We start from the raw sequence: 24,389 nt of genomic DNA, 5'->3' as shown, positions 1-24,389 counted from the left end.
GTGGGTGTGGTGCTAGGGATTTGAGTGGACGCCATTTTATCCCGAGCGCGCCGGCCCGCCCCTGACCGGGGCGGGACCGGCTTGTCCCGCCTCAAGCGGGGCGCCCGGTCAATTGCCGAACAGCGTCCGGTACACCAGCGAGATCCCGTTCACCGACCCGCCCTTTAAATCCAGGGACAGACCACGCGCCAGCCGGTAACTGGCGCGCCCGACGGTGTCGCTGCCGGACAGCGCCTGCTCGACGCTGAGCGTGATGCCGTTGGCGAAGTTCTTGCTGGCCACCAGGAATTGCGTGGACAGGTCGCTGTTGATGTCGCGGTTCACGTTGCCGGCCACCGTGCGGTCGGGCAGGATGCTGCCCGAACTGCCCATGTTGCCGGTGCGCACGGCCACGTCGTCCAGGCCGAACTGCTTGTAGAACGGCTGCCCGCCGCCCAGCAGCGCGGTGCCGATCGACACGAGCAGGGCCGCGTCGCCGCCGCTTTCGTCCGGGCCGCGGCCCAGCAGCAGCCACGACAGTTTCTCGACGTCGCTGACCTCGGGATAGGACACCAGGTCGATGCGCGGCCGCTGGGCGGTGCCGACCACCCGCACGCCCGCCTCGACCAGTTCGCCGGTGCGCAGGGCCTCGATGTCCAGGATGGGATTGTCCAGGCGGCCCTGGAAGGTCAGCGTACCCCGGCTCAGGCGCAGCCGCTGGCCATAGGCCTCGATGCCGCCGCCGCGGGTGCGCAGTTGTCCCCAGCCCGTCAGCCTGCCCTCGTTGAGCCGGATCTGGATGGAGCCGAGCAGCCCGGCATCCAGCCCCATCCCGGTGATGTAGAAGCGCGGCCCCATGTCGAACTTCAGGTCCATGCTGGTCTGCAGCGGCGTCGAGACCTTGTTGGGGTCGTCGCCCGCGCGGATCACGCGCACGTCGTCATCCAGCGTCGGCACGCCCTGCAGGATCTCCAGGCTGAACCAGCCCGCATCGGCGCTCAGGTTGCCGACGATTTCCAGGCGCGGCATGGCCGCGCGCACCTCCACGGTGCCGGACACCATGGCGTAGCGGTCCGAGCGCTGCAAGGCCGGGAAACGGAACAGCGTCAGGTTGATGGCCCCGCCGCCGTCCATGATGTTCCAGTCTCCCTTGGCCTCGGCGTAGCCGCCCTTCGCCCCCGGGTTGGTCGTGATCCATTCCTTGGTGCGCCATTCGGCCGGCATGACGCGCAACGACGCCGGAAAGCGCAGGCTGTCCAGGATCAGCCGCTGGCCGTCCAGGCGCGCGGACAGCGTGCCGTCGATCAGCCGCACGCCGTCGTCGATGCGCACCAGCCGCAGCTTGTCGCCCCGGATGTTGCCGGTGGCGCCCCACTGGCCGGCGAGCGTGCCCTGGACGTCGATGTTGGCCTTGAGCGCGCCGCCGACCTCCATGGCGTCGCCCACGAAGAGGCCCACCCACGCCAGGTCGGCGATGTCCGCGTTCAGCCGCGCCCGCAGCGGCTGGCGCGAATCGAGCGCCATGCCGCCCTGGGCGTCGACCAGCAGCACCGCCGTGCCGGTGCCGTTGATCGAACCCATCTTGTTCGTGGACAGGTCGAGCCGCGCATCCAGCCGGCTGGCGTTGGCCGAGGTGGGCGTGGCCGTCAGATCGAGCACCAGCGCCTTCACGCCCAGCGGGATGGGCGGATCGCCCGGAATCAGCAGATCGCCCGAACGGCGCGCGATGCGCGCCTTGCCCGCCAGCCGGCCGTCAAATTTCAGGTCCCACAGCAGGTCGAGCGCGATGCGGCGCTGGCCGTCGGGCACCATCGCATTCACGCGGCCGGCATTGCGGCCCAGCTTGGCCGCCGCTTCGGGGTCGAACGCCCCGATCACCTGGCGCGCCATGGCGGCGGTGATGACCAGGTTGTCCGACTGCCCGGCGGTTTCCCAACGCTTGCCGCCGCCGCGCGAGCCCTGATGCGCCACGGTCAGGCGCTCCTTGCCGGGCAGCGCCAGGCTTATCGCGGTCTGGCCGACCTGCCATTGCCACTGCGGCGCCACGGCCGAAGGAAGGAAAGACAGCGTGACCGGCCGGTCCAGCGACACCGAGAATCCGGCCGTATCGGCGGCCAGCCGGGAGAACGTGCCGCGCCAGCCCACCAGCGCCGCGTCGGGCTGGCCCGCCGCGCCCCTGCCCCAGCCGCCCGCGAAGGCGAGACTGGCCTGCGCGCGCGACCGCCCGACGATGCCCGGGCGGGGGTTGGGCGGGGTGTAACTGGCGGTGATCTCGCCGCGATGGGCCGCCATCGCGCCGTCGAGGCGGGCTTTGACGTCCGCCCCGCCAGGCAGGCCGGGCCAGAAGGCATCCAGTTGCGGCGCCTGGGCGTCCAGGGTGATCGCGCCGTCCGACGCGCCCAGTTCGCCCGTCGCCCGGACCCGGTTGCGGCCCAGCCGCAGGTCCACGTCCAGGCCATGGATACGCAGACCGGCCAGCGGCGCCACGGCCGGGTCCGGCGCCGCCGTGCCGGCGGGCGGGGCCGCGGCCACGTCCACCTGGGCCTTCAGGTCCCCGCTCAGGGGCTGCCGGTTCCAGCGGCTGCCCTCTTCAAAGCGCAGGTTGAAGGCGGCATGGCGCAGCGCGCTCAGGTTTTCGATCTCGGCCTGCACGTCGGCGCGCACGGTCAGCAGCGCGGGCGGCAGCGCGTCGCCCGCCCAGGGCGCCAGATCCAGCCGCTGGGCGTCGAGCGATCCGACGATGCGGTCACGGCCCGGCGCATCGCCTGCCTGCAGGTCGAACTGCGCGGCCAGCGTCGATTTGTCCGGCATCTGCGCGCGCGCCCGGGCGCTGCGCAGCACCAGCGCCGTGCGCGGCGCCAGGTCGGCGACCACGTCGAGCATCAGGTTGGAGCCCGTGCCGTCGACCTTGGCCTGGATGCCGTCGAGCGATCCCGCCGCGTCGGCCCGCAAAACCACCAGGCAGGCGGGCGCGGGCGGCCCCATCGGCGCGGCGGCGGCGGGGCCGGGTTTCTGGCCGGATGGCGGCTTGGCGCCCGCGGTGGCATCGCCCGGCCCCTTGGCCGGGCCGAACACGCCGCTCAGCCGGTCGGCCTGGCACAGCGGCGACTCGGGTCCCGCGCCGCGCGCCGTCACGTCCAGGCGCGCGGCAAAGGGCCAGGGGTCGGCCAGGGCCTGCAGGTCGGCCTGGCCGGTCACGTCGGCCTCTCCCACCTCGTGTCCGACGCGCAGGCTGGCGATGCGCAACTGGGCGCCCTGCCTGCCGGCGGCCAAGGTGGCGCTCAGGTCGTTCAGCGTCACCGGCAGCGGCTGGCCGTCCTGGATGAACTGGAAGTCGCCCAGCGCCAGCCGGTCCACGGCGATGGTCACCGGCAGTTCCGGCATGGTGAAGGGTTCGTCGCCATCTTCGGTGGGCGGCGCCTGCGGCGGCGAGGTCATGGTCACGCGGACCGATCCGGCCGACAGGTTGCGCACGTGCAGCAGGCGGTCTCCCAGCGCGCGCCAGCGCACCACCAGGTTCAGGTCGGCGATGTCGACATGCGCGCCGCCGGCCACCAGTTCCAGCCGGCCCACGGTCACACCGCGCAGGATGGAGCCGTTCACGTCCAGCGCCTGACCATCGAGCTGCTGCGCGGCGGTGGTCAGCAGCAGGCGCGTGCCGTTCTGCGACGCGACCAGCCAGAAAATGAATCCGGCCGCCAACGCCGCCAGCATGGCCAGGCCGGGCAACCACCAGACCAGCACCTGACGCAGGAATTTACGCAAGAACGTCAAAATGCGATCCCCAGCGAGAAATGCAGGCGCAGGTCGCGCTGGCGCTGACCGTAGGCCAGGTCCAGAAACAGCGGCCCGGCGGGCGTGCGCACGCGGGCGCCGACGCCATAGCCCACGTTCATCGACATGTCGCCGAAGGATTCGGCCGCATCGCCGGCGTCCACGAAGACGCCCATGCCCCAGCGTTCATCGAAGTAGTGGTCGTATTCGATGCTGCCCACGAGCAGCGTGGGCGCGCCCACGACGGCGTTGTCGCGATGCACGCCGATGCTCTGGTAACGGTAGCCGCGGATGGAACGCGCGCCGCCCGTCCGAAAGCCGAAGTCGTCGGGAACCTGCACATCGCCGTTGGACCACACGCGGCCCGCTTCGGCGCGGATCGTCAGCACGTCCAGCTTGCCGATCGGCCACCATTTCTGGCCACGCAGCCGCAGGCGCGTGTAGGGCTCGCCCGTGTCCAGCGTGACGCCAACGCCGCCGCCCACCGAAATCAGGTTGCCTTCGCGCGGATCGTATTTGTTGTCCACATCGCGCCGCAGCCATTCCGCCGTGGTGGTCACGGTGGGCAGCGTGTAGCTGTCGCCGCCATCGATCTTGACGTGGTCCTGCGCCAGCAGCACGCCGTAGCGCGTTTCGTATTCGACGCGGCTGTTGCCCGCCCCCTTGCGCTCCTGGGTGCGCGTGGCGCCCAGCGCGTAGCGGGTGACTTCCAGGCCCTGGATGTCGGAACGGTCCGCCAGAATCCCGAAGGAATCGCGGTAGCCGCGCTCGCTCGGGGGCAGCAGGATGTCCATGAAGGCGCGCTGGCGCAGCCGGTCCACGCCGAACCCGGTTTCCAGCGTGACGGGCTGGCCGAACACCACGTTCTGCCGGTACAGGGATTCCACCCGCACGCCGGCCTCGTCATCCACGCCGATGGACGCGGAAAAGCGCTTGGGCGGCGCTTCGACCACGCGCACCTGCACGGGCAAGGTGACCTCGCCGTCGGAATCGAACTGGGCCGGCGGCGGGGGCAGGCCGCCCGACACCGTGGGGTCGCCCGCCGGCGCGGCCGCGGCGGCGTCTTCGGCTCCCGGTCCGCGGGCGCGGTCCGAAATGGGATCGGTAGGCTGGGCGGTCTGGTCAGGCTCTTGCAGCGACACGAACGCGCCGCGGAAAAACGCCGTCGACTGCAGGTCCTGCTGCCACTGGTCCAGCCGGTTCTGGTCGAACGCCGCGCCCACGTTGTAGCGGACGTAACGGTCGATCAGCGTCTCCGGCACGCGTTTGAGGCCCTGCGTGTTCAATTCGCCCATGCGGACCTGCGGCCCGCTGTCGATGGCGACGTGCAGATGCGCCAGCGCGTTGTCGGCGTCGATGTCCGCGCGCGACGACGTCATGCGCGCCAGGAGGAAATCGCGCGTGGTGACGTCATCGAGCAGCGTGGCTTTGGCGCGGTTCCACTCGCTGTTGATGAACGGCTGCCCCTTCTTCAGCCGCCAGTCGTCGCGCAGCTTCTGTATGCGCTGCGCATATTCGGGGCGCGTGATGCGGCCGGAGAATTCCAGGCTGACGGAGTCGACGATCGTGCGCTTGCCCGGCACGATGGCGATGTCCCAGGTCTCCCCGCCGATGTCGGTCCCGGCCTCAAGCGTGACCTTGGGCGAAAAATAGCCTTGCGTGGCCAGCGCCGCCAGCGTCGCGTCGCGCGCGCGCCGACGCAGGCGGTTGATTTCACCGCCGTCCTGGTCTTCGGCCAGCCGCGCGATCGCATCGACCGCCTGCGTGATCGCCTGCAGCGCGGCCGGGGGCACGCCCCCGGGGTCGACGATGACTTCCGGGCGCTTGGCCAACGCCTCGCCCGCCATCATGCACAGTCCTGCCAATACGGCTCGGGCAGCCCACCGCATGTGTCAGGTCGGTTGCTGTACGACGATGGAGGGGAACTTTCCGGCCATGTCGCGCGGAAGCGCCGCAACGCCCGTGGCCAGCTTTCTTGCGATCGCGCGATACAGCGACGCGGCTTCGCTGCCCGCGTCCGACACGACCGTCGGCGTGCCGGCGTCGGTCTGTTCGCGGATCGCCAGCGTCAGGGGCAGGCTGCCGAGCCACGGCGTCTGGTATTGCTCGGCCATGCGCTGGCCGCCGCCTTCGCCGAAGATGTGTTCGGCGTGGCCGCACTGCGAGCAGATGTGGATGGCCATGTTCTCGACCACGCCCAGGATCGGCACGTCGACCTTCTGGAACATGCGCAGGCCCTTGCGCGCATCCAGCAGCGCGACGTCCTGCGGCGTGGTGACGATGACCGCGCCCACGACCGGCACCTTCTGCGCCAGCGTCAGGGCCACGTCGCCCGTGCCCGGCGGCATGTCGACGATCAGGTAATCCAGGTCGCGCCAGTTGGTCTGGCGCAGCAACTGTTCCAGCGCCTGCGTGACCATCGGGCCGCGCCAGATCGCCGGCGAATCGGCGTCGATCAGAAAGCCGATGGAGTTGGCCTGCAGGCCGTGGCCCGTCAGGGGCTCCATGCTTTTGTTGTCCAGGCTTTCGGGACGGCCCGAAATGCCCAGCATCGTCGGCACGCTGGGTCCGTAGATGTCGGCGTCCAGCAGGCCGACCTTTGCACCCTCGGCCGCCAGGGCCAGCGCAATATTCACGGCCGTGGTGCTTTTGCCCACGCCGCCCTTGCCGGACGCGACCGCAATAATGTTGCGCACATTGGGCAGCGGCTTCAGGCCCTTCTGCACGGCATGCGCGGCCACTTTCCAGGTGACGGTGACCTGCGCGTCCGGCGCGCCGGACTGCGCCAGCGCGCGCGCGGCGATGTCGCGGATCTGCTCGCGTACGGCGTCGGCGGGATAGCCCAGCTCCAGGGTCACCGCCACGCGCCCGCCAGCCATTTGAATGTCACGATCTTTTACAGAAACGCCTAAATCCAAACCAGTATTCGGGTCGTGCGCGGCGCGCAGTGCGGCGCGGATGTTTTCTATCGTTATACTCATGTCACTATGGTTCCGTAGGCAGCGCGGCGTCTGCGGGCCGCCATCCCCTAAAGGATAGCGGATACACGGGAACCTTTCGCTGCGTTTTGCATCCGACATTCATGACCAACACACTTATCCGCTTCTTTCGTGCCGTCCTATTCGCCGCCCTGGCCTTGATCGGCATGGCGATGGCGCTGGTGTTCATGCTTTCCACGGCAGTCGCCGTGGCGATCCTGTACGTGGTCGCCAAGGTGCGCGGCAAGCCCTTTGGCGTTCGCGCCTATTGGAGCCAGCGCCAGGGCGCCCGCCCTGGACCCTTCCAGTCCGCCACCGCGCCGTTCGCCACGCAACCGCGCGGCGACGTGATCGACGTCGAGGCCCGCGAAATCCGCTGACGGCGTTTTTCCACTGGCTTGCGCCCCGATCCGGCGCAAGCAGGCCGTTGCGTGTTGCGCCAAGCCGCACCCCGCGCACCGGCCCATTCCCCCCTCAACCCGCCTGATTCGCCTTGCCGCGAGGGGCGGGTTGTGTGCTTTCCGGGGCCGCGTCGCGGGCAGGTGCGCGCGCTTGCCCTAAAATGGCCGGCCAAATCCCTTTTCCCCTCAACCTCAGTCGACAACCATGTCTCGCACCCTTTTTGTCACCACTGCGCTGCCCTACGCCAACGGATCCTTCCACATCGGCCACATCATGGAATACATCCAGGCCGACATCTGGGTTCGTTCGATGCGAATGGCGGGCCACACGGTGCACTTCGTGGGTGCGGATGACGCGCACGGCGCGCCGATCATGCTGAAGGCCGAAAAGGAAGGCATCACGCCGCAGGCGCTGGTGGCGCGATATGCCGCCGAGCGTCCGCAGTACCTGAACGGTTTCCACATCCGCTTCGATCACTGGCACTCCACGGACTCGGCCGAGAACGTCGCGCTGTCGCACGACATCTACCGCGCGCTGAAAGCCCAGGACCTGATCGAAACGCGCTCCATCGAGCAGTTCTACGATCCGGTCAAGGGCATGTTCCTGGCCGACCGCTACATCAAGGGCGAATGCCCCAAGTGCCACGCCAAGGACCAGTACGGCGATTCCTGCGAGGTCTGCGGCGCGGTCTACGCGCCCACCGAGCTGATCAATCCGTACTCGGCGCTGACCGGCGCCACGCCCGTCCTGAAGTCCTCCGACCACTTCTTCTTCAAGCTGTCCGATCCGCGCTGCGTGGAATTCCTGCAGCAGTGGACCACCGGCGCGAACAAGCACGGCGGCAAGCACCTGCAGCCTGAAATGCTCGCCAAGACGCGCGAATGGCTGGGCGCCGAAGACGGCGAGGCCAAGCTGGGCGACTGGGACATTTCCCGCGACGCCCCCTATTTCGGCATCGAGATCCCGGACGCGCCGGGCAAGTACTTCTACGTGTGGCTGGACGCGCCGGTCGGCTACCTGGCCTCGCTCAAGTCGTACTGCGAGGTCAAGGGCATGGACTTCGACGCCCTGCTCGACCCCAATGGCGACACCGAACAGGTGCACTTCATCGGCAAGGACATCGTGTACTTCCACGCCCTGTTCTGGCCCGCCATGCTGAAGTTCGCCGGCCGCAAGACGCCGGACGCGGTCAATGTGCACGGCTTCATCACGGTCAGCGGCGAAAAGATGTCCAAGAGCCGCGGCACCGGCATTTCGCCGCTGCGCTATCTGGAACTCGGCATGAACGCCGAATGGATGCGCTACTACATCGCCGCCAAGCTGAACGCGCGCGTCGAAGACGTGGACTTCAATCCCGAGGACTTCATCGCGCGCGTGAACAGCGACCTGGTCGGCAAGTACGTCAACATCGCCAGCCGCGCCGCCAGCTTCATCACCAAGCACTTCGACGGCGTGCTGGGCTACTCGGGCGACACCGACGCGCTGTCCGCCGAATACGCCGAACAGGCCGAGTCCATCCGCGCCGCCTTCGAAGCCCGCGAATACAACCGCGCCATCCGCGAAATCATGGCCTACGCCGACCGCATCAACCAGGCGTTCGACACCGCGCAGCCCTGGGTGCTGGCCAAGGGCCTGGCCACCGCCGATGACGCGCAGAAGGCCGCGCTGCAGGACATCTGCTCGCGCTCGCTGGCTGGCTTCAAGGCCCTGTCGGTGATGCTGGCGCCGGTGCTGCCGGCGCTGGCCGAACGCGTGGCGCTGGAGCTCTTTGGCGCGCAGGCGCCCTTCACCTGGGCCGACGCCTCGGTGCTGCCGCAGCGCGTTGCGCCGTTCAAGCACCTGATGCAGCGCGTCGAGCCGCAGATGCTGGAAGACCTGTTCGAGCCGCCCGCCGCGCCCGTGGTGGTGCCCGGCGGCGAGCCGCTGGCCGAGACCATCTCCATCGACGACTTCGCGCGCGTCGACCTGCGCATCGCGCAGATCGTCAACTGCGAACACGTCGAGGGCTCCACCAAGCTGCTGCGCCTGACGCTGGACGTGGGCGAAGGCCGCCACCGCAACGTGTTCTCGGGCATCAAGTCGGCCTACCAGCCGGAAGACCTGATCGGCAAGCTGACCGTGATGGTGGCCAACCTGGCCCCGCGCAAGATGAAGTTTGGCGTGTCCGAAGGCATGGTGCTGGCCGCCAGCCACGCGGACGAAGCGGTCGACGCCGGCATCTACGTGCTGGAACCGTTCCCCGGCGCCAAGCCCGGCATGCGCGTGCGCTGATCGGCGCGGCAGACCAGAAAAGACCGAGCCCGCGTGAAGCGGGCTCTTTTCTTTGCGGCGCGGGATCGCCAGACCGCCGGATCGCCGGCCGCTCAGGCGTTGCTGGGCGCCAGCGCCGGGTCCAGCGAGACCCGTTCATCGAACACGAAGCACTTGCCCTCGTAGCCCGGACCGCCGGTTTCCTCGAAGTATTTGAGGATGCCGCCATCGAGCTGATAGACGTTGTCGATGCCGGCCTCGTTCATGTAGATGGCCGCCTTTTCGCAGCGGATGCCGCCCGTGCAGAAGCTGACCACCGTCTTGCCTTCGAGCTGCGCGCGGTTCGCCTGCACCGCGGCGGGGAATTGCGTGAAGCGCTCGATGCGCCAGTCGATGGCGTTCTTGAACGTGCCCTCGTCCACCTCGAAGGCGTTGCGCGTGTCCAGCATGACGACCGGACGTCCCGCGTCGTCCACGCCCTGCGCCAGCCAACGCGCCAGCGTATGCGCATCGACGCCGGGCGCACGCCCTGCGGCGGGCCGGATGGCGGGGTGATCCATGCGGATGATCTCGCGCTTGATCTTGACGAGCAGTTTTCGGAACGGCACGTCGTTGCTGTGGCTGAACTTGACCTCCAGGTCCGCGAAGCGCGCGTCGGCGCGCAGGCCCTGCAGAAAGGCGTCGATGCCGTCCGCCGCGCCCGCGAGGAACAGGTTGATGCCTTCTTCGGCCAGCAGGATGGTTCCCTTGAGCGCGGCGGCGCCGGCCTCGGCGAGCAGGCGGGCGCGCAACTCGGGCAAGGCATCCAGGGATACGAATTTGTAGGCGGCGATATTGACGACGGCAGTCATGGCAAAGCAGTGAGTACGGGCAGCAAAGCCCGTAATGATAATCGCAGGACGGATTGCCCCGCCCTGCGCCCGCGCTCAGCGGCCGACGACGTGCTGCTCGATGACGGCGTCCAGCACCCAGCGCAGCGACGACGCGCCCTGAGGCGGGTCCGGGTCGTTGACCTCGACCACGCGCAGGCGATATTGCACGCCGGGCTGGAAGTCGAAGCCCGTGATTTCACCGTGCCACGGCTGCCAGGGCTGGGCGGCGCTGTCCCGCACCCGATAGCACATGGCGCGGCCCGCGCCCGTGTCGCACGGCACGCGCTCGGCATCCACGTAGACGAGCTTGGTGGGCCCGCGCTGGCCGCCAGCGATCGGGTCGGCGCGCCGCCCGAAATCCAGCGTGTCGCCCGTGCTGAGCTTCCACGTCATGCGCTGCGGATTGTTGGCGTTGTCGAACGACGAGGCCGTGATGCGGGTGAGCGCCGCCAGGAAGTCCTGTTCGAGCGCCATGGCCTGCGGTGCGCAGGCCTTGCGCGTGGCGACGGGACTGGCACGCACGATCAGCAGTCCGTTGGCAAGGGTGTACGGCGCGCTGTACGAATTGCAGCCGGCAAAGCCCATCATCCGGGGCGTCCCCTGCTCGTGGATGAATTCCGCGGTGATGGGGCGCGTGGTCGACGACGGATGCGGCACGGGACGCAAGGCGCCGCCCGGCCGCGACCAGCGCGCCAGATCCCAGCGCGTCTGCACCAGGATGTCGGAGGCCGAGGTCGGCTGGAAACGGGGATCCTGCCCATCGGCCGCGCGCATCGGCGGCGAAGCGCAGGCGGCGAGGGCCGCACACAGCAGGCAGGACGCCAGGCGGCGCAGGAGGACGGAAACGCGCATGCAAGTCTTCCGGTACGTGGTGCGGCGCCGCAGCTCAGGGCGTCGGCGGATCCTGGCGGCGCTCGAATTCCAGCACATCGCCGCCGCGCAGATTGAACGTCAGATGCCGGGGCGCCCCCCCGCTATCCAGCGTGAAGGTATCGATGGCGCGCAGGCCCCGCAGATAATCGGCTTCGAGCTTGGCGCGGTCGGGCGGCACGCAGGCCATGCGCGTGGTGGCCGGCGCGTCGATGAAGAGCTTGTTGCGTTCCAGCTTGTACGTGCCGGTATAGCGGTTGCAGCCGGAAAAGCCGTTGACGTGGTATTGCTTGCCTTGCGCCAGGAACGTGAGCCGGATGGGTTCGCCGTTGTCGCCGTGCGGGATGTCGCGCAACGCGCCGCCGGCCTGCGTCCAACGGACCAGTTCCCAGCTTGTCTGCGCCAGCGAATCCGCGCTGCTGGCTGCACTGGCGGCCGCGGCGCCTTCGGGACGCGCGCCGCCGGTGGTGCCGGCGCAACCGGCCAGCGCCGCGGTCAACAGCCCCAGGCAGAGCAACCTGTTGGGCGTGGACAGGAGAGTAGGCATGGGCGGGACTCCAAAAGGTTCGTACCGCCGTACTGTAACCGGCCTGGGCCGCGCGGGCGATTTTTCTCCGCCCTACAGCCGTATCCAAAAGATGCACCGAAGGCCGCCGGTTCTAGCTCCGATGATCGGGCGTCTTGCATCGAATGCCGCATGGCGGGCGCTGGCGACGGCGCGCAGAATCAACGACAGTCGTGGTCTCCGGCCGAACAGAAATACAGGGAAAGAGGAGCGGAACAAGCGACCACCGCAAGCGCAGTGTCCGGCCCATCGGGCCTGAGAACAATATCGACCGGGGAGATGCGCGATGGGTTTCTTGAGAACGTTACTGGCGCTATCGGTGGTGCTGGACCACCTGGGTGGCGGCTATGCCGACCAGCTTGTCGGCGGCCGGCTGGCCGTGCAGCTTTTCTATGTGATTTCCGGCTTCCTGATTTCGTATGTGCTGACGGCGACGGACAATTACCAGGGCGCCACCGGCAAATTCTACGCGAACCGGTTCCTGCGGCTGTTTCCCATCTATCTGGCGGTGGCGGCCTTGACGCTGACGGCCCACATCGTGAGCGGCGGCTCATTCTTCCGTCTCTACGAATCGCTGCCCTTCAGCGCCGAAGTCTTCCTGTTCCTCTCCAACCTCTTCATCTTCGGCCAGGACTGGCTGATGTTCTTCGGCATCCGGGACTCCGCGCTGGCCTTCACGGGCAGCTTCGCCAACAGCGACGTCCCGCTCTACAAGGGCCTGCTCGTGCCGCAAGCCTGGACGCTGGGCGTGGAGATGAGCTTCTACCTGGTTGCGCCCTTCATCCTGCGCTCGCCGCGCCGGCTGCTGATGCTGCTGGCGGCCTCGCTGGCGCTGCGCGCCGTGCTGATCGCGACCGGCGTGGGCCGCTCCGATCCCTGGACCTACCGCTTTTTCCCCACCGAACTGGCGCTGTTCCTGATCGGCTCGCTGTCGCATCAGGTGGTGCTGCCGCGCATGAAGGCGTGGACGCAGCGCGTGAAGCGGCTGCCCGAGTTGGGCACGGGCATCCTCTTCATCTATGTCCTGGCGCATTTTTCGATCGGCATCCATCCCACCGTGCGCGATGGCCTGGCCGTCCTGCTGTTTGCCGCGCTGCTGCCGCTGGCCTTCCTGTTCCAGTCGCGGCACCGGCTGGACAAGGCGATCGGCGAATTGAGCTATCCGCTCTACATCTGCCACATGCTGGTGATCATGGCGTTCAGTTGGCTCATGCACGACGTCCAGGAACACCAGCCGATGCTATTCGCCGCGATGGCGATCACGGGCTGCATCGGCGTGTCCGCCGTGCTGAACTACCTGATTGCCGATCCCGTGGAACGCCTGCGCAGCCGGCTGCGCACCGACGCCAAGGGCGCGGGGACGTCTCCCGCGGCCGACGCCACACCGCGGCCCCCGGTCCCTGCCCAACCGATGGGGACTATTCGCCGCGTGCCTTGATGTAGGCGGACAGCACCAGTTCGATCTGCCGCCTTTCCTGCCGGCTGAGGCGGGAGTAGGCAGAGTACGAAACGGTTTCGAAGGGCCAGGCGGGCGGATCGGGAATCTCCCCGATGCCGTCCGCAATGCTGTCCGGCAGGACGTGGCCGGTCGGCGCGTCGAGCATCGGGCCTTCGCCGGTGCTGAGCCACAGGGCACTGACGCGCAGCGCACGCGTCAGCTTGATGAGCGCATCGCTGGAAGGCTGCAGGCGCTGCCCGCTTTCGTAGTTGCCGATGGCGCTTTGCGACAGGTTGCTCGCGACCGCCAAGTCTTTTTGAGTCCATCCCTGAAGCATTCTTGCGTTGCGCAGACGATGGCTAAACGTGTCCAATCGATCAACCCGAGACATTAATTTGCATGGTTTTATTTGATTAAAGCATTTCAATTCCACGGCCAAACATATGGATTAGACCCCATTTTCCGGGCTAATCCATAAATCGCCGCATGCCCCCCGCCGGCCGTGCAAGACATAGCCCGCGCGCCAGCCTTTCGCTCTGCCTCGAACCCCGCAAAGTCCATATCTATCAACCGCTTGCGAAGGATCCCCATCCCCGCCGCGGCTGCAGGACCGCTGGGCCCGCCACCCCACCGGTGTGCGAAAAAAAGCCGCGCAAGTTTATGAGCAAGTCTGCTGACAAAAGAGAAAATAATGTATCGGTAATACATAATAAATTGTTGATGCAAAACCCGAATCAAACGATGTTTCAATGGACTGACCCGGCTTTCCGGCGCAAGGACTGTTACCGACCGAAACCATAGAAACGTATCTTCACAAAAAAACACGCCCGTGTTTAAATGAAACACAGGCGTGACTCCATGAGGGAAAGCGCCCACAACGGCCGGCAACGGCATGGCTCTGCCAGGCGCCCGGCTTTCCCGGCGCCAGCGCCCTGCCGCGCCGCCTCATTGGAAGCATCAATGAACAACACGCTGGATGTCATTTTTCTTGGCAATGACAACGCCAGGCATGCCAGACTGGTCGAATCCCTATCCCACCTGGGATTCAACGTCCGCCGCTGCCACGATCTCGTGGATGTCTACGACAGGTACTCCCGCCAGCCCAGCCCCCTGGTGGTCCTGGAAGCTCCCCTCCCCGATGTGCACAACGCCGCCGTGCGGCTGCGCGCCATCGACCGCAGCCTGGGCATCGTCGCCATCGCCGAATTCGCCGACGCCGAAAGCCGTATCCGTACCCTGCTCTGCGGCGCCGACGCGTGCCTGTCGCCGGACGTTACGGGACTGGAACTGGCGGCGGTCCTGCAGGCCCTGGTGCGGCGCGCGGTAGGCCTGGACGGCCTGGATCCCGCGACGGACGTGCACGCCGAAGAGCCCGAGCAGGCGGGCTGGCGGCTGGCCAACAAGGGCTGGACCCTCATCAGCCCGAAGGGCAGGACGCTGGGACTGACGACGGGGGAACGCGATTTCCTGACGCGGCTGGTGAAGGCGCCCGACCGCAAGATCAGCCGCGATGCCTTCCTTGCCGACGGGGCGGACGAAGCCGACAGCGGCATCACGCGGCGCCGCTTCGTGGATGTGATGATCAGCCGGCTGCGCCGCAAGGCCGCGGCCAATCAGATGACGCTGCCGATACGCGCGGTCCATGGATGGGGCTACATGTTTGCCGCCGACATCACGCTGGATCTGGACTACCGGGTGACGGGCGACAGCGGTCGCGCGGATGGCCAGCAGGCCTGGCGCAGCGAAGAAGCGGACGCGAGCGCGTCCGTCTAGACGCCGGCCGGCGCAAGGCCGACAGGCGAAAAAAACGCGGCGCTGCCCCCGAAGGGTAAGACGCCGCGCTAAAACAACACGTGAGCCTGGAGTCATCGGCCGGCACCGATGCCTTCTACCTGGATCACGCGATTCCAACATTCGTGCCTCATACTACTCACGCACGGTCCGACCGTGGACCTGCGCCGGGTCTCTAGTCCCTGCGCAGGCTGCAACGTGATCAAAGCCTGGCAATGCGTCCACCCTGGCTGCTGGCGGGCGTTACTGCCATATCAGCGGCGTTCCTTCCGGATAGCCGCGTGATGAGGAAAGTTTAGGACCTTGGACGCGTTTCCAGTAATTCTTTGTTGATAGTCTTCCATACCATATTGATATAGGAAGAACGTGCCTTCGATGCCTCTGCCCAAACCCTCCCTGCGTCATCGCGTCGGCAAGATACTGGCGCTGTTCCCCCCCAACTGGTGCCTCGCCATCCTGGTGGCGCTGGACGGATATGCCTTCATGCATCCCGTGCTGCGGGAAGTCCGCGCGCGCGAATATTCATTCTGGCTCGCGCTGGACAACTGGCACGAGATCATGCGCGTGGTCGGCCTGCTGGAAATTCCACGGCTGGTGCTCGGCGTCGGCCTGCAGGTCATTGCGCTGGGGCTGATCCTGAAAGCGCGCATCGCGTGGGCGTTCTCGCTGGTGCTGCTGATCGGCGTGGGCACCTTCTCCATCCTGGGCGATGGCGGCCGCGCGGGCCTGGGCCTCTACACCCTGATTCTCGTGATCGCGCTGGTGGCCTACTGGCGGCGCTTCGATCGCGCCAGCGTGACCGCGGGCTCGCTGTTCGCGCTGGTGAGCGTGCTGTCGCTGATGATCTACGCGGTGTTCGGCACGCTGTACCTGGGCAATGAATTCAATCCCCCCATCCTGGACGCGGGCACCGCGCTTTACTTTTCGATCGTATCCATGTCCACCGTGGGCTATGGCGACATCACGCCCCACAGCGGCACGGCGCGCCTGTTCACCGCGTCGATTATCATCCTCGGCATTACCGTGTTCGCCACGTCCGTCAGCGCGATCGCCGGGCCGGTGATCGGCGGCAACCTGAAACGGCTCGTCAAAGGCAGGTTTTCCTCCGCCATGAGAAAGAACCACATCATCATCGCCGGCGCCACGCCCCTGGCGCTCAGCGTCTACCAGGGCCTGCGCCACCGCAACGAAGAAGTCACCGTCATCGTGCCGACCGGCATGGCGCACGACTACCCCGCGTCCACCGATCTGATCGAAGGCGATCCCTCCAGCGTCGAGGTGCTGCGCTTGGCCGGCGTGGGACGGGCGCGTTATGTGCTGGCGCTGCGCGACGACGATGCCGAGAACGCCTTCATCGTGCTGGCCGCCAAGGAAGCCACCGGACCGGACGGCGCCAAGACTGTCGCCCTGGTGAACACCAGCAAGCATCTGGAGAAGATCCGCCGCGTGCAGCCCGATCTGGTGTTTTCGGTGCAGTTGCTGGGCGCCGAACTGCTGATGCGCGCCATCAACGGCGAGCCCATGGACAGCCAGGCCATCACCGACCTGTTCTTCGCCAAATCCTCAGCCGACGCGAAGGCGACCTGATTCGCGCCGCGCCCCGCGGGGCAAGGGGTGGTCGGCATACCAGCGCACGAACTGCTCGGACGGCATGGGCCGCGCGAACAGATAGCCCTGGATGAACGTCACGTCGCGCCGCGCCAGGTAGTCGAACTGATAATCGGCTTCGACGCCTTCGGCCAGCACGGACAGGCCGAGCCTATGCGCCAGGGCGATGATGGCGTCCAGCACCGGCGCCTCTTGCCCGTCAGGCTCGATGGCCTGCACGAAGCCCTTGTCGATCTTCAGGTAGTCGACGGGAAATCGTTGCAGATAGGACAGCGAGCAGTGCCCCGTGCCGAAGTCGTCGATGGCCACGCGCACCCCGCGCGCGCGCAGGGCGTCGATGTTGCGCCGGGCCTGGCCGTCGTCGGCGATCAGGCTGCGTTCGGTGATTTCAAGCACCACGACGGGCTGGCGCGCCGCGATTCCCGCCGCGAAGCGCTCGACGTCGGACGCCAGGGCGGGACTGGACAAGTGCTCGGCGGCGATGTTGACGCCAATGTGAAAGCCGGGCGGCGTGGCCCAGCCGCGCATGTCGCGCTCGATCAGCGCGAACAGGTGGCGTGTCAGCGGGACGATCATGCCTTGCGCCTCGGCCGCGGCAATGAACAGGTCAGGCCGCACGTCGCCCTGCCCGGGCCGATGCCAGCGCATGAGCGCCTCGACGCCGCTGCACTGGCCCGACACATGGCTGTACACGGGCTGGTAATGCACCCGGAATTCGTCGGCCAGGATGGCGCGCCGCAACTTTTCCTTGATGGATTGGCGGTTGGTCTGCAGCCGGTGGGCGGCGACGGCCAGGCAGACGCCGATCAGCACCGCGAAGGGCAGGTAGGTCAGCATGAGCTGCTGCCAGGCCAGGACGACGGCCTCGGGCGGCGCCTTGACGCGGATGGTCACGGCGGCGCGCCCGTCGTAAAGCGTGGTCTCGCCATGCACCAGTTGGCCGTGCGCCGCGGAAGCCCCCTTGGAATCGCTGTGTATCGACGCGGCGCCCTCGCCCACGATCAGCTCGATCCGGTAATCGCGCAGCGTGGCGACGGCACCGAGCAGGTCCTGAAGATGACGCCCGTCTACCACGACCACGCCGCTGTGCCCGTCGACGCCCGGCCGTCCCAGCAGGATGGCGGGCCGTTCGGGCGCGAGGGGCGTGCCGGACACGGTCACGAGCCATTGGTCCGGCGGCGTGTCGACCGACCATCTGCGAAATTCCGACAACGGATAGTCGGTCTGGCCCACCGCCGACGAGCAGTAGACCCGGTCGCCGCGCACCAGAAAGAGCGACCGGAAGTAGGGATTGAGCATGCCCCAGCGCCGCAGGTCGGGCAGCGCCTGCTCGCATGGCAGGGCCGTCAGCGCGGCCACTCTGTCGAGCATTTCCCAGGCCTGTCCCAGGATGTGCTGGGCCTGGACCCGCACGATGCGCGCGGCCGACTCGGCTTCCTGGCGCTCGGCGTTGCGGGCGTGCCATCCGGTCCAGGCCACGCAGGCCAGCACCGGCAGCACCAGCGCCAGGGCCACAGGCAGATACCGCCACGACGATACGCGTTCCATCAAGACCGATGTCGGCAAAGGGTCTCCGCTTAGGGATCGCTGCGATTGGCGCGAGCGCACCGTTCGGATGGGACACCAAGCGCCGCGCGGCGTCAAGAACCGCGTGCGGCGCACGGGGATCTGGCGGCCGGGTCCAGCAGTTCGACCATCATGGCCACGTGCGCCTCGCGGCGGTCCTGCAGGCGGACGGGCTCGTCCGGGTCGGCCAGCGCGGCCAGGACGACGGTATGCACCACCGGCGCCAGCAGCAGCCACGGCTGGCGCAGCGCCACGCTGTCGCGGCACAGCCCCCGCTCGCGCGCCAGCGCCAGCAGGCGGCCCAGGTCGGCAAAATGCGTGGCGGCCGTTTCGTGGCGCCAGCGGGCCGCCAGGTGCGGCACCCTGCCGCTTTCGGCGAGCAAGAGGCGCAGCGTGCTGATCATGGCGGGATTGGCGAGGCGGTCGTGCAGATGATCGGCGATGCGTTCGGCCAGCGCCTGCACGGAATCCGCGTCGTTGACGATCGCGTCGACATCGAGCGGCGCAGGCGCGAGGTGGCGCTCGAGCAGCGCCTCGAAGACGGCTTCCTTGCTTGTGAAATGGGCGTACAGCCCGCCCTTGGACAGGCCTGCGCCGCGCGCGATGTCGTCCATGCGCGCCCCGGCATAGCCTGCCTGCGAAAACGCCCGCAGCGCGGCGTCGACGATCTGGTCGACCCGCACCGACGGCGGTAGACGACTGCGCTGCCTGTCCATCCCGGTGGCTCCGTGTTCGAGATGAGGCGATTACATACCGACCGGTCAGTCGTTACCTTGACCCGGATCAAGGAACGATCGAGGCTCGCTGGGCAAAATAGGCGCATGCCCTGGCGCCGGGGGCCGTCCGCGGGGCACGCCACCAGCCTGCCGCCCGCGCCACTCCCCCGGCCGTCGAGCCGGAGAACCGCCTCATGAAAGCTCCCGTGTCCGCCGCCAAGATCACCGCCCGCCTGGCTCCCGCCGCCCTGGCGCTGCTGCTGGCGACCGGCTGCGTCTCGCTCGCCCCCGATTACCAGCGCCCCGCGCTCCCCGTTCCGGAGGGGTATCCGGCGGCCGGCCTGCCGGCGGCCGGCGATCCGGGGGCCGGCCTACCGGGGGCCGGCCATCCGGAGGCAGGCCTACCGGCCCCCGCCCCCGCCGAAGCCCCCTCCCCCTCGCCACAAGATCCCGCCGCCCGCATTGCCTGGCAGCGCTACTTCACCGACCCCGCGCTGCAGCGCCTGATCGCCACCGCGCTGGACAATAGCCGCGACCTGCGCGCGGCATTGCTGCGGGTGGAGGAAGCGCGCGCGCTGTATGGCATCCAGCGCTCGGACCAGTTCCCCTCGGTGGGCGTGCAGGCGCAGGGCTCGCGGGCGCGCGTGCCGGCGGACCTGAACCTGACGGGCCAGCCGCAGATCTCCAGCCAGTACCAGGCGGGTCTCGGCATGGCGACCTGGGAACTGGACTTCTGGGGCCGGGTGCGCAGCCTGAGCGATGCGGCGCTGGAAAACTATCTCTCCACCGAGGCCGCGGCGCAGGCCGCCACCCTCAGCCTGATCGCCCAGGTCGCCGACAGCTACCTGACCCTGCGCGAACTGGACGAGCGGCTGGAACTCACGCAGGAGACCATCGCATCGCGCGCGGAGTCGCTGCGCATCTTCCGCCGGCGCTTTGAAGAAGGCGCCATCTCCAAGCTGGACCTCACGCAAGTGGACACGCTGTGGCAGCAGGCCAAGGCGCTGGGCACGGAGCTGGAACGCACGCGCGCCGCGCAGGCCCACGCCCTGGAGCTGCTGGTGGGCGCGCCGCTCGATCTGCCCGCCGGCCCGGCGCGCCTCAATGACGACGCCGTCATGCGCGAGCTGCCGCCCGGGCTGCCGTCGGACCTGCTGACCAACCGCCCCGACATTCTTGCGGCCGAGCATCGGCTCAAGGCCGCCAACGCCAACATCGGCGCCGCCCGCGCCGCATTCCTGCCCAGCATCACGCTGACCGGCGCGTTCGGCACCGCCAGCGCCGAACTGGACGGACTGTTCGCGGGCGGCAGCCGCGCCTGGAACTTCGCCCCCAGCATCAACCTGCCCATCTTCGATGCCGGCCGTCGGCAGTCGTCGCTGGATCTGACCGAAGCGCGGCGGGACCTGGCCGTGGCCAACTACGAGCAGACCATCCAAAGCGCCTTCCGCGACGTGTCCGACGCCCTGTCCTCGCGCCGCTGGCTGGCCGAACAGGTGGACGTGCTGCGCGCCACCGTGGCCGCCCAGGCCGAACGCACCCGCCTGGCGCAATTGCGCTACGACCACGGCGCCTCGCCCTACCTGGAGGTGCTGGACGCCAAGCGCGACCTGCTGGCCGCGCAGCAACAGCTCGTCGAGACGCGCCGCGCGCTCCTGTCCAGCCGCGTCGGCCTGTATGCCGCGCTGGGCGGGGGCTCGCTGGCCGCAGCAACGCCCGGCCCGGGCACCGCCCAACGCTGACTGGCAGACAAGATCAAGGACACGCCCAGATGCCGCTACCCACCCGAAAACTGATCCCCCTGATTGCCCTCGCGGTCCTCGCGGCCGCCGGCTATTACGGCTGGCGCATGCTGGCGGACACCGGTCCGGGCGCGGCCTTCATCAGCGGCAACGGCCGGATCGAAGCCACCGAGATCGACGTCGCCACCAAGCTGGCGGGCCGTGTGCAGGAGGTGCTGGTCGCGGAGGGCGACTTCGTCTCGCCGGGCCAGCCGCTGGCGCGCATGCAGATCGACACGCTGCAGGCGCAGCGCGAAGAGGCGCGCGCGCAGCATCAGCAAGCGGTCAACGGCGCGGCCAGCGCCGCGGCCCAGGTGGCGCAGCGCGAGAGCGACAAGCGCGCGGCTGAGGCGGTGGTGGTGCAGCGCGAAAGCGAACTGGACGCGGCGCGCCGACGGCTCGCCCGTTCCGAGACGCTGTCCAAGGAAGGCGCCTCGTCGATCCAGGAACTGGACGATGACCGCGCGCGCGTGCGCAGCATGCAGGCGGCGGTCAACGCCGCGCGCGCGCAGGTCACGGCCGCCGCCGCGGCCATCGACGCGGCGCGGGCCGCGCAGGTGGGCGCGCAATCGGCCATTGCCGCCGCGCAGGCCACCGTGGCGCGCATCGATGCCGACATCGCCGACGGCGAGCTGCGCGCCCCGCGCGCCGGCCGCGTCCAATACCGCGTGGCCCAGCCGGGCGAAGTGCTGGGCGCGGGCGGCAAGGTCCTGAACATGGTCGACCTGGCCGACGTCTACATGACCTTCTTCCTGCCCGAACAGGCCGCCGGCCGCGTCGCGCTGGGCCAGGACGTGCGCATCATCCTGGACGCCGCGCCCGAGTACGTCATTCCCGCCAAGGTGTCGTTCGTCGCCAGCATCGCGCAGTTCACGCCCAAGACCGTGGAAACCGCGAGCGAGCGCCAGAAACTGATGTTCCGCGTCAAAGCGCAGATCAGTCCCGAGCTGCTGCGGCGGCACCCCACGCAGGTCAAGACCGGCCTGCCCGGTGTGGCGTGGCTCAAGCTGGATCCGGACGCCCGCTGGCCCGCCAGCCTTGAAGTAAGGGTGCCCTGATGGCCGCAAGCGCCCCGCCCGTCGTCACGCTGACCGATGTCGGCCTGCGCTACGGCAAGACGCGCGCGCTGGACGGCATCACGCTCGACATCCCCGCCGGGCGCATGGTGGGACTGATCGGTCCGGACGGCGTGGGCAAGTCCAGCCTGCTCGCGCTGGTGGCGGGCGCCCGCGCGGTGCAGCAGGGCAAGGTCGAGGTCCTGGGCGGCGACATGGCCAGCCGCCGCCATCGCGAAGCCGTCTGCCCGCGCATCGCCTATATGCCGCAGGGGCTGGGCAAGAATCTCTATCCCACCCTGTCGGTGGAAGAAAACCTGCAGTTCTTCGGCCGCCTGTTCGGCCACGACGAGGCCGAACGGCGGCGGCGCATCGACAGCCTGACCCGCAGCACCGGCCTGTCCGCCTTTCTGTCCCGCCCCGCGGGCAAGTTGTCGGGCGGAATGAAGCAGAAGCTCGGCCTGTGCTGCGCGCTGATCCACGACCCCGACCTGCTCATCCTGGACGAGCCCACCACCGGCGTCGACCCGCTGGCGCGGGCGCAGTTCTGGGACCTCATCGGCGAGATCCGGCGCGAACGCAGCGGCATGAGCGTCATCGTGGCGACGGCCTACATGGACGAGGCCCAGCGCTTTGACTGGCTGATCGCCATGGACGAAGGCCGCGTGCTGGCGACCGGCACGCCCGGCGCGCTCCAGGACCGCACCGGCGCGCAGACGCTGGAGGCCGCCTTCATCGCGCTGCTGCCCGAGGAAAAGCGGCGCGGCCACAAGCCGGTCGAGATCGTGCCGCTGGCCCTGGACGAGCACGCCGGGATCGCCATCGAGGCGCGCGACCTGACCATGCGCTTCGGCGACTTCGTCGCCGTGGACCACGTCAATTTCCGGATCCGGCGCGGGGAGATATTCGGGTTCCTGGGCTCCAACGGCTGCGGCAAGTCGACCACCATGAAAATGCTGACCGGACTGCTGCCCGCCAGCGACGGCCAGGCCTGGCTGTTCGGGCAGCAGGTCGATCCGCGCAACCTCGATACCCGCCGCCGCGTGGGCTACATGTCGCAGTCCTTTTCGCTGTACGGCGAACTGACCGTGCGGCAGAACCTGGTGCTGCACGCCCGGCTGTTCCACGTGCCCGAGGCCGACATCCCGGCGCGCGTGGACGAAATGGTCGAACGCTTCAGCCTGGGCGACGTGCTGGACGCGCTGCCGCAGAACCTGCCCATGGGCGTGCGCCAGCGGCTGTCGCTCGCGGTGGCCATGGTGCACAAGCCCGAACTGCTGATCCTGGACGAACCGACCTCCGGCGTGGACCCGGTGGCGCGCGACGGTTTCTGGCGCCTGTTGATCGAGCTGGCCCGCAAGGACCACGTCACGATCTTCATATCCACGCACTTCATGAACGAGGCGCAGCGCTGCGACCGCATTTCGCTGATGCATGCGGGCAAGGTCCTGGTGAGCGCCTCGCCCGATGAGATCACGCGGCTGCGCGGCGCCCGGACGCTGGAAGACGCGTTCATCGCCTACCTGATCGACGCCGGCGCCGGAACCGCCGCCGGCGAGGCCGAGGGCGCGGCGCTCCCGCCGGAAAATGCGCCCCCGCCCGCCGAGCCGCCGCGTCGGCGCTTCAGCCTGCATCGCGCGTTCAGCTACATGTGGCGCGAGTCGCTGGAGCTGCGGCGCGACCCCGTGCGCGCCACGCTGGCGCTGATGGGCTCGCTGCTGCTGATGTTCGTGATGGGCTACGGCATCAGCCTGGACGTCGAAGACCTGCGCTACGCGGTCATGGACCGCGACCAGACCGGGCTGAGCCAGAACTACAGCCTGAACCTGTCCGGGTCGCGTTACTTCATCGAACGCCCCCCCATCGCCGACTACGCGGAACTGGACGCGCGCATGCGCAGCGGCGAGCTGTCGCTGGCGATCGAAATTCCGCAGGGCTTCGCCCGCGACGTGGCGCGCGGCAAGGATGTCCAGATCGGCGTGTGGATCGACGGCGCCATGCCGCAGCGCGCCGAAACCATCCGCGGCTACGTGCTGGGCATGCACCAGGGCTGGCTGGCGCAGCAGGCGCGCGAGCGGCTGGGCGCCCGCGCGCAGCCTGCCGTCAGCGTGGAGACCCGTTTCCGCTACAACCCCGACGTGCGCAGCCTGCCCGCCATGGTGCCCGCCGTGATTCCCCTGCTGCTGCTGATGATGCCGGCCATGCTGACCGCGCTGGCGGTGGTGCGCGAAAAGGAGCTGGGCTCGATCATCAATCTCTACGTCACGCCGGTGACGCGGCTGGAATTCCTGCTGGGCAAGCAGGCGCCGTATGTGGCGCTGGCCATGCTGAACTTTCTGCTGATGGCGCTGCTGGCCGTCACGCTGTTCGGCGTGCCGATCACCGGCAGCTTCGCCACCTTGCTGCTGGCGGCGCTGATCTACAACGTGGTGGCCACCGCCATCGGCCTGCTGGCCTCGACTTTCACGCGCAGCCAGATCGCGGCGCTCTTCTTCACGATGATCGGCACGCTGGTGCCGGCGGTGCAGTTCGCCGGCCTGCTCAACCCGGTGACCTCGCTGGAGGGCGGCGGCCGGCTGATCGGGCAGGTCTATCCCGCCACCCACATGCTCACCATCAGCCGCGGCGTGTTCAGCAAGGCGCTGGGCTGGCACGACCTGCAGGCCTCGTTCTGGCCCCTCTTGATCGCCATTCCGGTCATTCTGGGCGCCTCGGCGCTGTTGCTGAAAAAGCAGGAGACCTGA

The 24,389-nt window shown here is 68.4% G+C and carries 17 protein-coding genes; 8 read left to right on the top strand and 9 right to left on the bottom strand.

Annotation, left to right across the window (positions count from 1 at the left end):
* Window positions 1-108: 108 nt before the first annotated feature.
* Genes ACZ50Q_RS04360 through apbC form a run of 3 tightly spaced genes read right to left on the bottom strand, consistent with a single transcriptional unit; the run spans window position 109 to window position 6,734 of the window.
* The gene (locus ACZ50Q_RS04360; protein ID WP_464080694.1) at window positions 109-3,753 is read right to left on the bottom strand and encodes a translocation/assembly module TamB domain-containing protein; all 3,645 of its coding nucleotides are present in this window, start codon (window positions 3,751-3,753) and stop codon (window positions 109-111) included.
* Window positions 3,750-5,642, bottom strand: a complete 1,893-nt coding sequence (locus ACZ50Q_RS04355) for an autotransporter assembly complex protein TamA (RefSeq protein ID WP_464080693.1) — start codon at window positions 5,640-5,642, stop codon at window positions 3,750-3,752. The genes ACZ50Q_RS04360 and ACZ50Q_RS04355 overlap by 4 nt, the downstream gene beginning before the upstream one ends.
* Window positions 5,643-5,645: 3 nt before the next feature.
* A complete protein-coding gene (apbC, locus tag ACZ50Q_RS04350) occupies window positions 5,646-6,734 on the bottom strand; it encodes an iron-sulfur cluster carrier protein ApbC (protein WP_464080692.1) in 1,089 nt (362 codons plus the stop codon).
* Window positions 6,735-6,835: 101 nt separating this feature from the next.
* On the opposite strand from apbC, the gene ACZ50Q_RS04345 reads away from it, so the two are divergent.
* Both ACZ50Q_RS04345 and metG read left to right on the top strand, forming a co-directional pair.
* Window positions 6,836-7,111: a hypothetical protein gene (locus tag ACZ50Q_RS04345; protein ID WP_076521804.1), complete on the top strand. Its 276-nt coding sequence runs from the start codon at window positions 6,836-6,838 to the stop codon at window positions 7,109-7,111.
* A gap of 226 nt (window positions 7,112-7,337) precedes the next feature.
* Window positions 7,338-9,404 carry a methionine--tRNA ligase gene (metG, locus tag ACZ50Q_RS04340; RefSeq protein WP_076516851.1) on the top strand — a complete coding sequence of 689 codons (2,067 nt, stop codon included), beginning with the start codon at window positions 7,338-7,340 and terminating at the stop codon, window positions 9,402-9,404.
* 92 nt (window positions 9,405-9,496) lie between these two features.
* Here the strand turns inward: metG and ACZ50Q_RS04335 are convergent, their stop codons facing one another.
* The 3 genes from ACZ50Q_RS04335 to ACZ50Q_RS04325 form a co-directional block, all read right to left on the bottom strand.
* On the bottom strand, window positions 9,497-10,234 hold the full coding sequence (locus ACZ50Q_RS04335) for a sulfurtransferase (RefSeq protein ID WP_092581032.1): 738 nt from the start codon (window positions 10,232-10,234) through the stop codon (window positions 9,497-9,499).
* Window positions 10,235-10,309: 75 nt separating this feature from the next.
* Window positions 10,310-11,107: a DUF4377 domain-containing protein gene (locus ACZ50Q_RS04330; RefSeq protein WP_464080691.1), complete on the bottom strand. Its 798-nt coding sequence runs from the start codon at window positions 11,105-11,107 to the stop codon at window positions 10,310-10,312.
* A 34-nt stretch (window positions 11,108-11,141) separates the two neighbouring features.
* The gene (locus ACZ50Q_RS04325; protein WP_092581028.1) at window positions 11,142-11,672 is read right to left on the bottom strand and encodes an META domain-containing protein; all 531 of its coding nucleotides are present in this window, start codon (window positions 11,670-11,672) and stop codon (window positions 11,142-11,144) included.
* Window positions 11,673-11,976: 304 nt separating this feature from the next.
* On the opposite strand from ACZ50Q_RS04325, the gene ACZ50Q_RS04320 reads away from it, so the two are divergent.
* The gene (locus ACZ50Q_RS04320; RefSeq protein WP_464080690.1) at window positions 11,977-13,128 is read left to right on the top strand and encodes an acyltransferase family protein; all 1,152 of its coding nucleotides are present in this window, start codon (window positions 11,977-11,979) and stop codon (window positions 13,126-13,128) included.
* On the opposite strand, the gene ACZ50Q_RS04315 is transcribed toward ACZ50Q_RS04320, so the two are convergent.
* Window positions 13,109-13,465 carry a helix-turn-helix domain-containing protein gene (locus ACZ50Q_RS04315; RefSeq protein WP_464080689.1) on the bottom strand — a complete coding sequence of 119 codons (357 nt, stop codon included), beginning with the start codon at window positions 13,463-13,465 and terminating at the stop codon, window positions 13,109-13,111. The genes ACZ50Q_RS04320 and ACZ50Q_RS04315 overlap by 20 nt on opposite strands.
* 623 nt (window positions 13,466-14,088) lie before the next feature.
* Here ACZ50Q_RS04315 and ACZ50Q_RS04310 point away from each other — a divergent pair.
* A complete protein-coding gene (locus ACZ50Q_RS04310; RefSeq protein WP_464080688.1) occupies window positions 14,089-14,901 on the top strand; it encodes a response regulator transcription factor in 813 nt (270 codons plus the stop codon).
* Window positions 14,902-15,294: 393 nt separating this feature from the next.
* A complete protein-coding gene (kch, locus tag ACZ50Q_RS04305) occupies window positions 15,295-16,506 on the top strand; it encodes a voltage-gated potassium channel protein (protein WP_464080687.1) in 1,212 nt (403 codons plus the stop codon).
* Here kch and ACZ50Q_RS04300 read toward each other — a convergent pair.
* Window positions 16,483-18,093: an EAL domain-containing protein gene (locus ACZ50Q_RS04300; RefSeq protein ID WP_464080686.1), complete on the bottom strand. Its 1,611-nt coding sequence runs from the start codon at window positions 18,091-18,093 to the stop codon at window positions 16,483-16,485. The two genes, kch and ACZ50Q_RS04300, sit on opposite strands and share 24 nt — an antisense overlap.
* Before the next feature lie 74 nt (window positions 18,094-18,167).
* The gene (locus tag ACZ50Q_RS04295; protein WP_464080685.1) at window positions 18,168-18,809 is read right to left on the bottom strand and encodes a TetR/AcrR family transcriptional regulator; all 642 of its coding nucleotides are present in this window, start codon (window positions 18,807-18,809) and stop codon (window positions 18,168-18,170) included.
* A gap of 194 nt (window positions 18,810-19,003) precedes the next feature.
* Between ACZ50Q_RS04295 and ACZ50Q_RS04290 the strand changes: the two genes are divergently transcribed.
* Genes ACZ50Q_RS04290 through rbbA form a run of 3 tightly spaced genes read left to right on the top strand, consistent with a single transcriptional unit; the run spans window position 19,004 to window position 24,389 of the window.
* Window positions 19,004-20,551 carry an efflux transporter outer membrane subunit gene (locus ACZ50Q_RS04290; RefSeq protein WP_464080684.1) on the top strand — a complete coding sequence of 516 codons (1,548 nt, stop codon included), beginning with the start codon at window positions 19,004-19,006 and terminating at the stop codon, window positions 20,549-20,551.
* Window positions 20,552-20,580: 29 nt separating this feature from the next.
* Window positions 20,581-21,648, top strand: a complete 1,068-nt coding sequence (locus ACZ50Q_RS04285; protein ID WP_464080683.1) for an HlyD family secretion protein — start codon at window positions 20,581-20,583, stop codon at window positions 21,646-21,648.
* Window positions 21,648-24,389, top strand: a complete 2,742-nt coding sequence (gene rbbA, locus ACZ50Q_RS04280) for a ribosome-associated ATPase/putative transporter RbbA (protein ID WP_464080682.1) — start codon at window positions 21,648-21,650, stop codon at window positions 24,387-24,389. The genes ACZ50Q_RS04285 and rbbA overlap by 1 nt, the downstream gene beginning before the upstream one ends.

Source organism: Achromobacter sp. T5-5 (genome assembly GCF_055397965.1).
The sequence above is the reverse complement of the archived record's forward strand: the minus strand, read 5'-3'. Positions and strand labels throughout refer to the sequence as shown.